The sequence below is a fragment of the Brevibacterium oceani genome (genome assembly GCF_017948325.1).
Taxonomy (GTDB): domain Bacteria; phylum Actinomycetota; class Actinomycetes; order Actinomycetales; family Brevibacteriaceae; genus Brevibacterium; species Brevibacterium oceani.
Genome location: NZ_CP072846.1, coordinates 2,314,630 through 2,329,902, shown reverse-complemented (window position 1 = coordinate 2,329,902; position 15,273 = coordinate 2,314,630). Strand labels below are relative to the sequence as shown.

Below are 15,273 nucleotides of genomic sequence, written 5' to 3'. Positions count from 1 at the left end.
ACACCTCGATGAACACAGTTGGGTGGCAGTCGACCGACTGCCACCCAACTGATTTGGCCCCGCCGAATTGGTACTAGAATCTGATGGCGGGACGTCCTCGACCAGGACGCACTCGAACGAAGACTCAACGAACGGAGAAGATCAGTGGCAGACAGCATCGACTGCGCGGGCGAAAGCATCCCTTGGAAAGAGGGGCTGACCGGAACGGAGATCTTCTCCTCCGACCGCACGGTCGTTGCGATGTGGCTCGGCGGCGAACCCGCCGACCTCAGCCGCGAGCTGGAGCCGGGTGACCAGATCGCACCGATCACCATCGACTCCGACGCCGGACTCGACATCCTCCGCCATTCGACCGGCCACGTGACCGCCCAGGCCGTCCAGGAGCTCTTCCCCGGCACGAAGCTCGGCATCGGCCCCTACATCACCGACGGCTACTACTTCGATTTCGACGCCGCCGAGCCCTTCACCCCTGAGGACCTCAAGGCGATCCAGAAGAAGGCCGCCCAGATCGTCAAGGCCGGCCAGACCTTCAACCGCGTCGTCGTCACCGAATACGAAGCCCGGCAGCGTATGGCGAATGAGCCCTACAAGCTCGAACTCATCGACGACAAGGGCAAGTCCTCCGACGACGAATCCTCCGTCGAGGTCGGCAGCGGCGAACTCACCGTGTACGAAAACGTCGACCGCAAGGGCGAGGTCGTGTGGCAGGACCTCTGCCGCGGACCGCACCTGCCCAACACCAAACTCATCGGCAACGGCTTCGCTGTCACCCGTGCCTCGGCGGCCTACTGGCGCGGCGACCAGGCCAACGCCAGCCTGCAGCGCGTCTACGGCACGGCGTGGGCGAGCAAGGACGACCTCAAGGCCTATCAGGACCGCATCGCCGAAGCCGAACGTCGCGACCACCGCAAGCTCGGTGCAGAGATGGACCTGTTCTCCTTCCCCGAGGAGCTCGGCTCCGGCCTGCCCGTCTTCCACCCCAAGGGCGGTGTGATCAAGCGCGAGATGGAGGACTACGTCCGCGCCCGCCACATCGACGAGGGCTTCGAATACGTCGGCACCCCGCACATCTCGAAGGAGACCCTCTACTACACCTCGGGCCACCTGCCCTACTACGGCGAGAACATGTTCCCGCCGATGTCCGTCGACGAGGTCCGCGACGCAGAGACCGGCGAGATCGTCAAGGAGGGCACCCCCTACCGCCTCAAGGCGATGAACTGCCCGATGCACAACCTCATCTACCGCTCCCGCGGACGCTCCTACCGCGACCTTCCGCTGCGCCTGTTCGAGTTCGGCACCGTCTACCGCGACGAGGCCTCCGGCGTCATCCACGGCCTCACCCGCGTCCGAGCGCTGACTCAGGACGACTCGCACTCCTACGTCGCCCAGGAGGACGCAGCCAAGGAGATCCGCCACCTGCTGAACTTCGTGCTCAGCCTGCTGCGCGACTTCGGACTCGACGACTTCTACCTCGAACTCTCCACCCGCGACGAGGATGGCAAGAAGGCCGACAAATTCATCGGCTCCGACGAACAGTGGGCCGAAGCCACGCAGGTCCTCGAAGAGGTGGCTCAGGAGACCGGGCTCGAACTCGTTCCCGACCCGGGCGGCGCCGCCTTCTACGGACCCAAGATCTCCGTCCAGGCCCGCGACGCCATCGGCCGGACCTGGCAGATGTCGACCGTCCAGCTCGACTTCAACCAGCCCGAGCGCTTCGGCCTCGAATACGTCGCCGCCGACGGCACCCGTCAGCAGCCGGTGATGATCCACTCGGCGAAGTTCGGATCCATCGAACGCTTCCTCGGCGTGCTCACCGAGCACTACGCCGGAGCATTCCCCGTCTGGCTGGCCCCGGTCCAGGTCACCTGCATCCCCGTGGCCGAGGAGTTCAACGACTACCTCGCCGAGGTGGCCGCGCAGCTGCGCAAGGCAGGCGTCCGGGTCGAGATCGACGACAGCGACGACCGCTTCCCGAAGAAGATCCGCAACGCCTCGAAGTCGAAGGTGCCCTTCACCCTCATCGCCGGCGGAGAGGACCGCGATGCCGGCGCCGTGTCCTTCCGCTTCCGCGACGGATCGCAGGACAACGCAGTGCCCGTCGCCGAGGCGGTGCGCCGAATCCTCGACGCGATCGAGACCAAGGCCCAGGTATGAGCCACGACGCCGACCCGACGGCACAGGACCAATCCGGCGGCAGCCTCGGCGAGGGGATCCCCTTCCCCGAATCGGCCGCCGGGTTCCCCGGCGAACCCGACGGCTTCCAGCGTCTGTGGGCCCCGCACCGGATGGTCTATATCGACGGTCAGGACAAGCCGAAGGACGACGGCGAGAAGGAATGCCCCTTCTGCACCGCACCGTCGAAGAGCGACGAAGACGGCCTCATCGTCGCGCGCGGTGAGACCGTGTACGCCGTCCTCAACCTCTACCCGTACAACCCGGGCCACCTGCTCATCTGCCCCTACCGTCACGTCGCGGACTACACAGACCTGAGCGAGGACGAAACGATCGAACTCGCTCACTTCACGCAGAAGGCGATGCACGTCATCCGCGCCGTGTCCGGACCTCACGGGTTCAACCTGGGAATGAACCAGGGACCCGTCGCGGGCGCCGGCATCGCCGCCCACCTGCACCAGCACGTCGTCCCACGCTGGGGCGGAGACTCGAACTTCCTGCCCGTGATCGCCCAGACCAAGGCCCTGCCGCAAGTGCACGCCGATGTGCAGGCACGCCTGTCGAAAGAATGGAATCGATGAATCCCGAAGACCTCGACACCCTCGCCGAGTACTCGACCCCCGTGCTGCGCGGCGATGAGGCCGTCATCACGATCCGCCGTCCCGACCTCGAGTCGAACACCTACCTGTCCCAACTGTTCGCACTCACCGAGACCAGCTCCCGCCGGCTCACCCACGCGTGGAACGACTCTGCCCCACAGGTGGGGCAGAACTGGTCGGGATACCTCGGCGCCGAGAAGAAGGCAGCCCCTCAGCTCTTTGCCGGCCCCACCCTGGAGTCGGCGCACCAGATCACCGACAACCACCTCGGCGTGTCCGAATTCGCCCTCGACGACACCGGGAGCCGTGCCCTCTACACCGCACGGGTGGCCGAGCCCGGTCGCTACGGCTCCGATGACGACGTCCCCGCCGCCGAGGAGGCTCCGCGGCGGATCTCGTCCTCGAAATACCTCGCCAACGGGCTCGGCTACACCGGCGACCGTCCCTCCCGGGCGTTCCTCGTCGACCTCGCCGAACCCGGGCTGGGGAAGGCCGGACTGCGCGGCGCCGCCGAGGTGCCGCTGTCGACCCTGCTGACGACCCCTGAGTCCGATGTGCACGACCCGCAGTTCTCCCCGGGCGGACACTGGGCGAGCGTGATCGCCGCGGTCGAACCCGATCACGGGCGGCCCGATCTGCGCAGCACCGTGTGGCTGCTCGGCCTCGAGGAGTCACGCCCGCTCGACCTGCCGCCGATGGACGTGAGCCTGCACGTGTGGATCGACGAGGACACCGTGCTGCTGCTCGGCAACGCCCTGACCCGGGACGAACTCGACTTCGTCGGGCAGATGCCCGGACTCTTCGTCCATGACCTTCACACCGGATCGACGAGGCGGCTGACCGATCCCGAGACCGTGGCCCTGGCCCCGATCCGTCCGCAGATCAACGGGGGAGAGGCGATCGTCGTCGTCGACTCCGACGGAGCCTCCCGCCTCGTGCGCATCGACCTCGGAGCCGCGGGTCTCGGGCTCGACGAACTGACCTTCCTCAGCGACGACACGACCGTTATCACCGGCTTCGACGTTGCTGGCTTCGAGACGGCCGACGACGCCGGCACAGGCGCGGGCACCCTCGTCTTCACCGGGTCCACCCCGGAATCCCCGGCAGTGCTCGGACGCCTCGACCTCAGCACCACCTCGGCGGTGGATCTCCCCGTCATCGACCTGCAGCATCCCGCGCCGGCGAACTCCGTGCTTCCCGAAGTGCTGCGAGTGCCCGGCGAAGGCGGCACGATCACCGGCTGGCTGGCGAAGCCGCAGGGTGAGGGACCGTTCCCGGTCATCCTCAACATCCACGGCGGACCCTTCGCGCAGTACACCCACTCCTGGTTCGACGAGACTCAGGTGCTCACCTCGGCCGGATACGCGGTCGTGTATTCGAACCCGCGCGGTTCGGGCGGTCGCACCCGCAGTTGGGGGACCGCCGTCCAAGGCGACATGGCGGCGCCGGCCATGTCCGACGTCCTCGCCGTGCTCGACCACGCGCTGGCGGCGAATCCGGACCTCGACGCCGATCGCCTCGGCATCCAGGGCGGATCCTACGGCGGCTACCTCACCGCGATGACCATCGCTGCCGATCACCGCTTCCGCGCCGCGATCGTCGAACGCGGATACCTCGACCCGGACAGCTTCGTGGGCACCTCGGACATCGGACGCTTCTTCACCGAGGAATACACGACCCGCAGCCGAGCGGCGATCGAACGGCAGTCACCTCTGGCTCATGCGGACAAGGTGGGAACTCCGACGCTGGTGATGCACTCGGAACTCGACCTGCGCTGTCCTTTCGAACAGGCCCAGCAGTACTATGCGGCTCTGCAGCGCGCCGGCGTGGAGACCGAGATGCTCGTCTTCCCCGGAGAGAACCACGAACTCTCCCGGTCAGGACAGCCGCGCCATCGCCGGCAGCGCTTCGAAGCGATCCTCGACTGGTGGGACCGACATCTGGCCGGTGCTGAGACCGGCCCGGGCGATGCCGCTGCGGGGCAGGCCGCCGCGGGTGAGAGCGATGCCGCCGGTGTCGCCGGTGCCGCACCCGCCGACTGAACCCATGAACTCCCGCAGCGCCGCCGTGGCGATCCACCGACTCCGTCGTGAGTCTGCGTCCGAGAGTGTATCTCCGTCCGAGAGCCTTCCCGACTTGGAGGGAAGACCCCGATGCCGATATCGTTCTCTGGGCCCACTTCGGGCTCTTGCCGAAAACCCCCAGCATCACTATTCTGCAAACACTTGCCTCCCCTCGCCGTCGACCACTGGAGAACCATGAAACCTCGTAAAGCCTCACGGGTCGTATTACTCAATGAGCGCGACGAGGTTCTCCTGATTCGAGCCCAGGATCTGCTCACGCCCAGCCACCAGTGGTGGATGACCTGCGGCGGCGGTTCCGAACTCGGCGAATCCGCCGCACAGACCGCCGCACGCGAACTCGCCGAAGAGACCGGGATCGAATGCGAACCCCACGAACTCATCGGCCCCCTGGCCACGCGCGACGAAGTCTTCGAATTCACCGAGAAGAAGCTGCGGCAGCTCGAGACCTACTTCGCCTTCCGCACGACCGAGGACATCGAACTCGAGGACGCGGTGTGGACGGACATCGAGAAGCGCAGCCTCCTCGAATTCCGCTGGTGGACACGTGAGGACCTGATGTCGACGACGGAGACGATCTACCCGAAGAACCTGCTCGGCCTGATCGATCTGGCCACGACGGGCTCCGTGCCCGAAGTTCCGCTGGTCATCGACTGAGCGCCCATGGTCCCCGGCAGCCGCCGGTGACGATGGGCAGGGAGCAGAGCGCCTCTGCGAGCATATAGACTTGAGAGGCTGAACTACAGGAAGGAACACCAGTGTCAGGTCATTCCAAATGGGCAACGACTAAACACAAGAAAGCTGCCATCGATGCCAAGCGCGGCAAACTCTTCGCCAAGCTGATCAAGAACATCGAGGTTGCCGCTCGCAACGGTGGACCTGATCCCGACGGCAACCCGACGCTCTTCGACGCGATCCAGAAGGCGAAGAAGAACTCGGTTCCCGCCGACAACATCACCCGCGCGGTCAAGCGCGGCGGCGGACTCGACGGCTCGGCAGTCAACTACGAGACGATCATGTACGAAGGCTACGCCCAGGGCGGCGTGGCACTGCTCATCGAATGCCTCACGGACAACCGCAACCGTGCGGCCTCCGAAGTGCGTGTGGCCGTGACCCGCAACGGCGGCTCGATGGCCGACCCCGGATCGGTGACGTACAACTTCAACCGCAAGGGCGTCATCACCGTCAATGCGGAGGAGACCGACGAAGAGGCCGTGCTGCTGGCGACGATGGATGCCGGCGCCGAAGAGGTCAAGGAATCGGGCGACAAGTTCGAAATCATCTGTGAGGCCACCGACCTCGTTGACGTTCGTACGGCCCTCGTCGACGCCGGAATCGACTACGACTCGGCCGAGGCCTCGTTCGTCCCCGAACTCGAGGTCAGCCTCGACGCGGCGACCGCGCAGAAGGTCTTCAACCTCATCGACGCACTCGAAGACAGCGACGAGGTCCAGAACGTGTACTCGAACGCCGACGTCAGCGACGAGGTCCTCGCCGAACTCGATGCCTGATGCGCATCCTCGGCGTTGACCCCGGCCTGACCCGCTGCGGGCTGGGTGTCATCGACACCCTGCCCGCGCGGAAGGCGAGAATGGTCGCCGTCGACGTCCTGCGGACACCGTCCGCGGACTCCGTCGACCTCCGCCTCGGCGCCATCGCCGAGGCGTTCGACACCTGGCTGGACGAGTACCGTCCGGACATGGTCGCGATCGAGCGGGTCTTCGCCCGCAACGACGTCTCGACGATCATGGGCACCGCCCAGGTCTCCGGGCTGACGATGGGACTGGCCGCCCGCCGCGGACTGCCCGTGGCCATGCACACTCCCTCCGAGGTCAAGGCTTCGATCACCGGCTCCGGTCGAGCCGACAAGAAGCAGGTGACGACGATGGTCACGCGGATCCTCGGACTCGAGGCACCGCCGAAGCCCGCCGACGCCGCCGATGCCCTGGCGATCGCCATCTGCCATTCCTGGAGAGGGGCGCTGTCGGCCCAATCCACCCCGGGGCAGAACAAGGATCTCACCCAGCGCAAGTCCGCCGGTCGGGAAGGATCGGGGCTGACGAAGGCCCAGCAGCAGTGGGCCGAGGCGATGCGCCGAGCAAAATAGCCGCACGCCTCGACGCCGGCGTGCGGGCGTGCCGCACCCGGCGGGACACACGGCTCCTGCTAGGGTGTATTCGTACACGTGTTCCCACTCGAAAGGCAGTTCGTGATCAGTTTCCTCAGCGGTACGGTGCATCGGATCGCAGCTGACCACCTCGTCGTCCTCACCTACGGCGTCGGCCGCAAGGTCCACGTCACCCCGGACACCCTCACGCACACCCGCCACGGAGCGGAGATCGAACTCGTCACCAGCCTCGTGGTGCGGGAGGACTCGCTGACCCTCTACGGATTCGCCACCGAGGATGAGAACCACACCTTCGAGGTCCTTCTGTCCATCTCCGGAATCGGCCCCCGACTCGCGATGGCCATCCTGTCCGTGATGGGCCCCGACGAACTCTCCGCGGCGATCGCCTCACAGGATGCGAACGCCCTGACCAAGGTGCCGGGCATCGGGAAGAAGGGCGCCTCGCGGATCATTCTCGAACTCGAGAACAAGCTGCCGAAGCTCTCCGCCTCCGCGCCCGGACCGCCCCTGTCCTTCGGCGGCGAGAACCAGCAGGTCGTCGACGCGCTCGTCGGGCTCGGCTGGAAGGAAGCACAGGCCGAGGAGGTCGTGGCCGAGGTCGTCAAGGAGACCGGAGCCGAGGCCGGCACCTCCGTCATCCTCAAGGCCGCGCTCAAGGTCCTGGGTGCGCGCAAATGACATCCGGATCCGAGCACGCAGGCCGCTTCGACGCCGAGTCCTATGAGATGGACTTCGGCGACCAGGGGATGACCGGGGCCGAACGCGGCCGGCTCGTCTCCGGGCGCGCCGAGACCGCTGAACGCGACGCCGAGGCGGCCCTGCGCCCGAAGGGCCTGGCCGACTTCATCGGCCAGCCGCAGGTGCGCGAACAGCTCTCCCTCGTCCTCGACGCCGCGAAGGCCAGGCAGAAGGCCCCCGACCACGTTCTGCTCTCCGGACCTCCCGGACTCGGCAAGACCACTCTGGCGATGATCATCGCCCACGAGATGAACTCGAGCCTGCGCGTGACCTCCGGTCCGGCCGTGCAGCACGCCGGAGACCTCGCGGCGATCCTCTCCTCCCTCGAGGAGGGTGAAGTCCTCTTCATCGATGAGATCCACCGGATGGCTCGAGCCGCCGAGGAGATGCTCTACGTGGCGATGGAGGACTTCCGCGTCGATGTCATCGTCGGCAAGGGCCCCGGTGCCACCGCGATCCCGCTCGACCTGCCGCAGTTCACCCTCGTCGGGGCCACCACCCGATCCGGTCTGCTGCCGGCACCGCTGCGCGATCGCTTCGGCTTCACCGCACTGCTCGACTTCTACTCGAGTGCCGATCTGCTCACCGTGCTCCACCGTTCGGCGCGGATGCTCGGCATCGATGCCGAGCCTGCCGGGCTCAAAGAGATCTCCACCCGCTCCCGCGGCACCCCGCGCATCGCCAACCGGCTGCTCCGCCGAGTCCGCGACTGGGCCCAGGTGCGCGGCACCGGCGTCATCGATCTCGACGCTGCCCTCAACGCGCTGGAGGTCTACGAAGTCGACGGGCTCGGCCTCGACCGCCTCGACCGCTCGGTCCTGCATGTGCTGTGCAAGCGCTTCGGCGGGGGACCGGTGGGTTTGGGGACCCTTGCGGTCTCCGTCGGCGAAGAGGCCGACACCGTCGAAACCGTCTCAGAGCCGTACCTCGTGCGGGAGGGGCTCATCAGCCGCACCCCACGGGGGCGAGTGGCCACTGCGGCTGCCTGGAAGCACCTGGAAATGCAGATCCCAGCAAACTATGAGTACTGAACCCGGCAATTGAGTTCGCCATGGGCAGTGAGGACGCACTAAGCTGGATCACTGGTTCATTCCTATGAAAGGCTGATATCTGTGGATTTGCTGATCCCTCTTGCGCTTGCCGCGCTGCTGATCTTTTTCCTGTTCAATTCTCGGCGTAAGCAGAAAGCGCGTGCGGAGCAGATCAAATCGGGCCTCGTGCCCGGCGCTACCGTGATGACGACCTTCGGTGTCTTCGGAACGGTCCTCTCGATCGATGAGGAGAACAACCAGGTGACCATCGAATCAGGTCCCGGCACGGTTCTGCGCGTCCACCGTCAGGCCATCGGCCAGATCGACAACCCCGAGGCAGCGACCGCCGTCGACGCGCCCGCAGCCGACGCCCCAGCCGCTGACGCTTCTGCCGCCGATGCCGAGGGTGCCGCAGCGGAGACCGATGGCGAGAAGCCCGCCATCACCGATGCCGAACTCGACGCCATGAACGCTCGCAAGCGTGCCGAGAAGGACTCCGACATCGATTCCGAGAGCACAGACGTGGCCGAATCGAGCGACACGATCGCAGGGGCGGATGACACAGCAGTCGAGCCGGCCGACGCAGACTCCGACGTCGAGGCTTCTGTCTCCGACGAGTCCGCTGCCGAATCCGACGGGGCCGATGACGCCGCCGAGATCGATTCGGACGTCGATGAGGCCGATTCGACCGATTCGGACACCGACAAGAAGAACTGATCCGACCGCGCACTCTGCTCCCGATCGAAAGCTGAAACGTGTCCGATATCGAAGAAAAGCCACGCCCTGGTCTGCGCTTCCTGTGGCTGGTGATCGTCACCCTCGTCCTCGCCGGCGTCATCGCCGCGGGCGTCATCTGGTCGAATGCCACGGCGAGTCCCAAACTCGCCCTCGACCTCGAAGGCGGAACATCGATCATCCTCGAACCGCAGGTGTCGAAGGATACGGACATCAGCAAGGAGCAGCTCGATCAGGCCGTGGCGATCATCCGTCAGCGCGTCGACTCGACGGGTGTCTCCGAAGCGGAGATCACGACGCAGGGCGATCGCAACATCGTCGTCAACCTCCCTGGCAACCCCGATGAGGAGACCCGGAACCTGGTTCGCTCGTCCGCACAGCTGGTCTTCCGACGAGTCGCGCTCGTCGGAGACCCGCGGTCCCAGGAGCAGATCCAGAAGGAGCAGGAGGAAAGCGGCGAAAGCAGCGACAAAGGCGATTCCTCTGGTTCCGATGACGGACTGAGCGACGAAGAGCGCAAGCGGATCGAAGACCTCACCGGAGGCGACTCCGCATCGCAGGGCGAGGGTCAGGGCTCTCAGGGCGACACACAGGGGCAGGACCAGGCTCCGTCCGGCGGCGGCGAGGTCGCCAAACCGGGCGGAACCACCTCGGCGAAGGACTCGGACAAGACGTCATCGACCGGTGAAGAGTCCTCGGGATCGGCGAGCGAACCCGCCTCGGAGAAGACCGAGGGCAGCGGATCGAGCGATGACACGAAGGTCACCGACTCGACCCCGCGGCCGCTGTTCGACCCGGAGAAGGACACCAGCGAATGGCAGACCGAGTCGATCATCAAGAAGTACAGCGAGCTCGACTGTTCGAATAAGAAGAACCGCACGGGCGGTCAGCAGCAGCCCGCCGACAAACCGGTCGTCGCGTGTTCCGAGGACGGCCAGGCGAAGTACATCCTCGGTCCCGTCGAACTCTCCGGTGACCACCTCGCCGACGCCAGCGCCGGATACCAGTCGGGGGCCAACGGCGTCCAGACCAACCAGCCGGCCGTCAACCTCAAGTTCGACTCCACCGGTCGGGAGATCTTCAAGCAGATCACCTCGGACATCACCGGAAAGCAGCAGCCGTACAACCAGTTCGCCATCGAACTCGACGGCCTCGTGCTCTCCGCACCGACGTCGAACGCCGCAATCACCGACGGCAACGCGGAGATCTCGGGCAACTTCACCCTCGATTCGGCCCAGACTCTGGCCGACCAGCTCAAGAACGGTTCGCTGCCGTTGAGCTTCCAGGTCCAGAGCGAAGAGCAGATCTCACCGACCCTGGGATCGAACTTCCTGAAGATCGGCATCTTCACCGGCCTGGCCGGTCTCATCCTCGTCGTCATCTACTCGCTGCTGCAGTACCGGGTGCTCGGCCTCGTCACGGTCTCGAGCCTCGTGGTCGTCGGCGTGCTGACGTATCTGCTGCTGCTCCTGTCCTCGTGGAGATACGGCTATCGGCTCTCATTGGCCGGTCTCGCCGGTATCATCATCGGCATCGGCATGGCCGCGGACTCGTTCATCGTCTATTTCGAACGCGTCAGAGACGAGCTGCGCAGTGGCCGCAATCTGCTCTCGGCCGTCGAAGTCGGCTGGGATCGGGCGAAGCGCACGATCTACGCCTCCAAGGGCGTGAACATGCTCGCCGCGATCATCCTCTACATCCTGGCCGTCGGTTCGGTGCGCGGATTCGCGTTCACCTTCGGTCTGGCCGTGATCGTCGACGTCATCGTCGTCTTCCTCTTCACCCACCCGATGCTCGAGGTTCTCGCCCGGACGAAGTTCTTCGGCCAGGGGCATCCGCTCTCGGGCATGGACCCGCGACTCCTCGGCGTCAAACCCGCCGCCTATCGCGGGGCGCTCGGCCTGTCCATCGACGACAGCGACAAGTCCCCGGAGGCCAGGCGACGGGAGAAGGCCCGCCTGCGCAAGGTCGGACTCACCGCCGAGGACACGTCGGCCGAGACGAGTCAGGCTGCCGATGCGAAACCGGCGAAGAAGTCGAAGAAGCGCGGGTCGACCGACGGGGCGGCTGCCGCGGGACCGACGATCGCCGAACGCAGACGTCGGAAGCAGGTCGAGGAATCCGACGACGAGTCGGTGACCACGGACGATTCTGAGGGCACTACCTGGTCGAGGACCGACGACTCCTTGACCGAGGCTGATGCGAACGCGGACGATTCGGCGGAGTCGAATACGTCGGCCGACGCGGATGACTCAGCCGAGTCTGAGGACCCGGCCGATCCCGAGGGCACATCCGAGACCGACGGCCCGGCCGCCTCGGCGAAGGAGACCGCAGCGAAGTCCCGACTCAACGGCGGATCGATCGCCGAACGGAAAGCGGCCAGACGCGCCGCCGAGAAGAAGGCTGCCGAAGAGGGCAAGGAGGCAGACAAGTGAAACGGTTCTTTGCCTGGGGCAATCGCCTCCACAACGGAGAGACATCGATCCCCTTCGTCGGCAAGGCGAACCTGTGGCTGAGCATCGCCGGGGTCCTCGTGATCCTGTCCCTGCTCGTGCCCTTCATCGCCGGATTCAACTTCGGCATCGCCTTCAAGGGCGGTTCGCAGTTCCAGATCGACCACGTCAGCGACACCTCGGCGCCCAAGGGTGAGGGCATCGTCAACGATGCCGTCTCCGGTTCCGAACCGCGACTGACGCCGACCGGGGACACCGCGGTGCAGATCGAGACGAACCAGCTCTCGGACGACCAGATGCAGCAGGTCCGCGACGCACTCGTCGACGGCTACGGCGTCCAGACCGAGGACGTGACCTCCACGTTCGTCGGTCCCGAATGGGGCCAGGACGTCACCGAGAAGATGGTCCGCGCGCTCGTGATCTTCGTGGCGATCGCGATGATCGTCATGGCGCTGTACTTCCGTACGTGGAAGATGTCGCTGGCTGCGATCATCGGACTCATCGTCGTCATGGTCGTGACCATGGGCATCTACTCGGCCACCGGCATCGAGGTCACCCCCGAAGCGATCATCGGCTTCCTCACCGTCTTGAGCTTCTCGCTCTATGACACGGTCGTCGTCTTCGACAAGATCCGCGAGAATACGGCCCGATTCAAGGACAAACGCAACCTCAAGTTCTCCGAGCTCGTCAACCTCGGCGTCAATCAGACGACCGTGCGCTCGATCAACACGACCGTGGTGTCCGTGCTGCCCGTGGCGTCGATCCTCTTCATCGGTGCGCTGGCGCTCAACGCGGGAACGCTCATCGACATCTCACTGTCCCTGTTCATCGGTATGATTGTGGCAGCGTCGTCGACGCTGTTCGTCGCCAGCCCGCTCTACGCTCTGCTCCGAGCCAACGAACCGGCCGTCAAGGAGCAGGAAGAGGCCGTGCGTGAACTACGCTTGAGGAACGGGGAAGCAGACGTCCCACCGGTGATTCACGCCGAAGTCTGACCCGCAGAGAGGAGATGTAATGGCTTCTTCAGCCGATTCGCGCCGTCCGCGAGGCATCTCCCGACTGGCATGGTGGGCGGCCCGGGCCCAGAACAACCCCGGCTACCCACGGGTGCTCGGGCCGATGATCCGAGCCCTGCAGTCGAACCATCCGAAGGCCGACATCGACCTCGTCGTGCGTGCCTACAAGGTCGCCGAAGAGGCCCACCGCGGGCAGACCCGGAAGTCCGGGGACGCCTACATCACTCACCCGATCGCGGTGGCGACGATCCTCGCCGAGATCGGCATGCTCCCGGTGACCTTGGCCGCGGCCCTGCTCCACGACACCGTCGAGGACACGTCCTATTCCCTCGACGCCCTGACCGAGGAGTTCGGCTCCGAGGTCGCGGCCATGGTCGACGGGGTGACGAAGCTCGACAAACTCACCTACGGGCAGGCTGCGCAGTCCGAGACAGTGCGCAAGATGATCGTCGCGATGGCCAAGGACATCCGCGTCCTCGTCATCAAGCTCGCCGATCGTCTCCACAACGCCCGCACCTGGCGGTTCGTGCCCGCTTCCTCGAGCACGAAGAAGGCCAGGGAGACCCTCGACATCTACGCTCCGCTGGCTCACCGGCTGGGCATGAACACGATCAAATGGGAACTCGAGGACCTCTCCTTCCAGGTCCTCCACCCCAAGGTCTACGACGAAGTCGTCAGACTCGTCGCCGACCGTGCACCCGAACGTGAGAAGTACCTGGCCACGGTCTCGAGCGAGCTGCAGAGCGAGCTGCGGGAATCCGGCATCGAGGCATCGATCACCGGGCGACCCAAGCACTACTACTCGATCTATCAGAAGATGGTCGTGCGCGGACACGAGTTCGCCGACATCTACGACCTCGTCGGCGTCCGCGTCCTCGTCGAATCCGTGCGCGAATGCTACGCGACCCTCGGCATCGTCCATGCCCGGTGGAACCCGGTTCCCGGGCGCTTCAAGGACTACATCGCGATGCCGAAGTACAACATGTACCAGAGCCTGCACACCACGGTGATCGGGCCCGCCGGCAAACCCGTCGAGATCCAGATCCGAACCCATGAGATGGACCGGAGGGCAGAGTTCGGCGTCGCCGCCCACTGGAAGTACAAGGACCTGGGCAAGTCGTCGAAGGCAGTGACTTCGAACACCGCTCGCTCGGTGAAGGTCTCCGATGCCGGAGAGGTCGACGACGCGGCATGGCTGCGGCAGCTGCTCGACTGGCAGCGTGAGGTCAGCGACCCCGACGAGTTCCTCGACAACCTGCGCTACGAGGTGAATTCGAAGGAGGTCTACGTCTTCACCCCCAAGGGCGATGTGATGAGCCTGCCCTCGGGAGCGACCCCCATCGACTTCGCGTATGCCGTGCACACCGAGGTCGGTCACAAGACGATGGGAGCCCGCGTCAACGGGCGCCTGGTCGCGCTGGACACGGAACTGAAGAACGGCGACTCCGTCGAGGTCTTCACCTCCAAGGACGAGAACGCCGGGCCCAGCCGCGACTGGCTCGGATTCGTCCGGAGCCCTCGCGCACGCAGCAAGATCCGCCAGTGGTTCTCCAAGGAGCGCCGGGAAGAGGCGATCGAGAACGGCCGCGAACAGCTGGCCCGGGCGATGCGGCGCCACTCCATCTCGGCCGCGTCCCTGATGAGTCAGGAAGCCCTCCAGGTCGTGGCCACCGAGCTGCACCTGCCCGATGTCAGCGCCCTGTATGCGGCCATCGGCAACGGCGTGACCTCCGCCCAGCACGTCGTCGACCTGCTCGCCAAGGAGGTCGGTGACGATGACGACGAGGTCGTGCTTCCTCCGGAGCCGCGCAACCGCACCGGACAGTCCTCGGGGCACCACTCCTCATCTGAGGGGGTGAGCGTCAAGGGCGTCGACGATGTGCTCGTCAAGCTCGCCCGCTGCTGCACCCCGGTGCCCGGAGACGAGATCGTCGGCTTCGTCACGCGCGGTTCCGGAGTCTCCGTCCACCGCGTCGACTGCCCGAACGTCGTGTCCCTCGAACGCGAACCCGAACGGATGGTCGAGGTCGAATGGGGCGAGAAGACCAGCGGCGTCTACCTCGTGCAGATCCAGGTCGAGGCCCTCGACCGGTCGGGACTGCTCTCCGACATCACCAAGGTGCTCACGGAGACCCACGTCAACATCCTCTCCGCCTCAGTCGGCACCTCACGGGCACGTGTCGCCCAGTCGAAGTTCGTCTTCGAGATGAGCGATGCCAGCCACCTCGACACCGTGCTCTCGGCCGTGCGCAAGGTCGAAGGCGTCTTCGACGTCTACCGCATCTCCGGCGGCTGATCCGCACCGTTGGGCGCCGTGCCG

General features: G+C 65.7%; 12 protein-coding genes. All 12 read left to right on the top strand.

The window, feature by feature from the left end; translation table 11 throughout:
• Positions 1 to 144: 144 nt before the first annotated feature.
• The 12 genes from thrS to J9314_RS10310 all read left to right on the top strand — a co-directional run bounded on the left by thrS (position 145) and on the right by J9314_RS10310 (position 15,249).
• A complete protein-coding gene (thrS, locus tag J9314_RS10365) occupies positions 145 to 2,154 on the top strand; it encodes a threonine--tRNA ligase (RefSeq protein WP_210602338.1) in 2,010 nt (669 codons plus the stop codon).
• Entirely contained in the window at positions 2,151 to 2,753 is a 603-nt protein-coding gene (locus J9314_RS10360) for an HIT family protein (RefSeq protein WP_210602337.1), read from the top strand. The genes thrS and J9314_RS10360 overlap by 4 nt, the downstream gene beginning before the upstream one ends.
• Entirely contained in the window at positions 2,750 to 4,813 is a 2,064-nt protein-coding gene (locus J9314_RS10355) for a S9 family peptidase (RefSeq protein WP_210602336.1), read from the top strand. Before J9314_RS10360 ends, J9314_RS10355 begins: the two co-directional genes overlap by 4 nt.
• A gap of 216 nt (positions 4,814 to 5,029) precedes the next feature.
• On the top strand, positions 5,030 to 5,509 hold the full coding sequence (locus tag J9314_RS10350) for an NUDIX hydrolase (protein WP_181273435.1): 480 nt from the start codon (positions 5,030 to 5,032) through the stop codon (positions 5,507 to 5,509).
• 101 nt (positions 5,510 to 5,610) lie between these two features.
• Positions 5,611 to 6,363: a YebC/PmpR family DNA-binding transcriptional regulator gene (locus tag J9314_RS10345; RefSeq protein WP_181273436.1), complete on the top strand. Its 753-nt coding sequence runs from the start codon at positions 5,611 to 5,613 to the stop codon at positions 6,361 to 6,363.
• Positions 6,363 to 6,959: a crossover junction endodeoxyribonuclease RuvC gene (ruvC, locus tag J9314_RS10340; protein WP_210602335.1), complete on the top strand. Its 597-nt coding sequence runs from the start codon at positions 6,363 to 6,365 to the stop codon at positions 6,957 to 6,959. Before J9314_RS10345 ends, ruvC begins: the two co-directional genes overlap by 1 nt.
• A 102-nt stretch (positions 6,960 to 7,061) precedes the next feature.
• The gene (ruvA, locus tag J9314_RS10335; RefSeq protein WP_210602334.1) at positions 7,062 to 7,658 is read left to right on the top strand and encodes a Holliday junction branch migration protein RuvA; all 597 of its coding nucleotides are present in this window, start codon (positions 7,062 to 7,064) and stop codon (positions 7,656 to 7,658) included.
• 47 nt (positions 7,659 to 7,705) lie between these two features.
• Positions 7,706 to 8,749: a Holliday junction branch migration DNA helicase RuvB gene (gene ruvB, locus J9314_RS10330; protein WP_210605626.1), complete on the top strand. Its 1,044-nt coding sequence runs from the start codon at positions 7,706 to 7,708 to the stop codon at positions 8,747 to 8,749.
• A gap of 81 nt (positions 8,750 to 8,830) precedes the next feature.
• The gene (locus J9314_RS10325) at positions 8,831 to 9,466 is read left to right on the top strand and encodes a preprotein translocase subunit YajC (protein WP_246490327.1); all 636 of its coding nucleotides are present in this window, start codon (positions 8,831 to 8,833) and stop codon (positions 9,464 to 9,466) included.
• Between the two features lie 38 nt (positions 9,467 to 9,504).
• Entirely contained in the window at positions 9,505 to 11,919 is a 2,415-nt protein-coding gene (secD, locus tag J9314_RS10320) for a protein translocase subunit SecD (protein WP_246490326.1), read from the top strand.
• Positions 11,916 to 12,932 (top strand): protein translocase subunit SecF, encoded by a 1,017-nt coding sequence (secF, locus tag J9314_RS10315; RefSeq protein ID WP_210602333.1) that lies wholly within the window; start codon positions 11,916 to 11,918, stop codon positions 12,930 to 12,932. The genes secD and secF overlap by 4 nt, the downstream gene beginning before the upstream one ends.
• A 19-nt stretch (positions 12,933 to 12,951) precedes the next feature.
• A complete protein-coding gene (locus J9314_RS10310; protein ID WP_210602332.1) occupies positions 12,952 to 15,249 on the top strand; it encodes a RelA/SpoT family protein in 2,298 nt (765 codons plus the stop codon).
• The last annotated feature ends 24 nt before the right edge of the window (positions 15,250 to 15,273 follow it).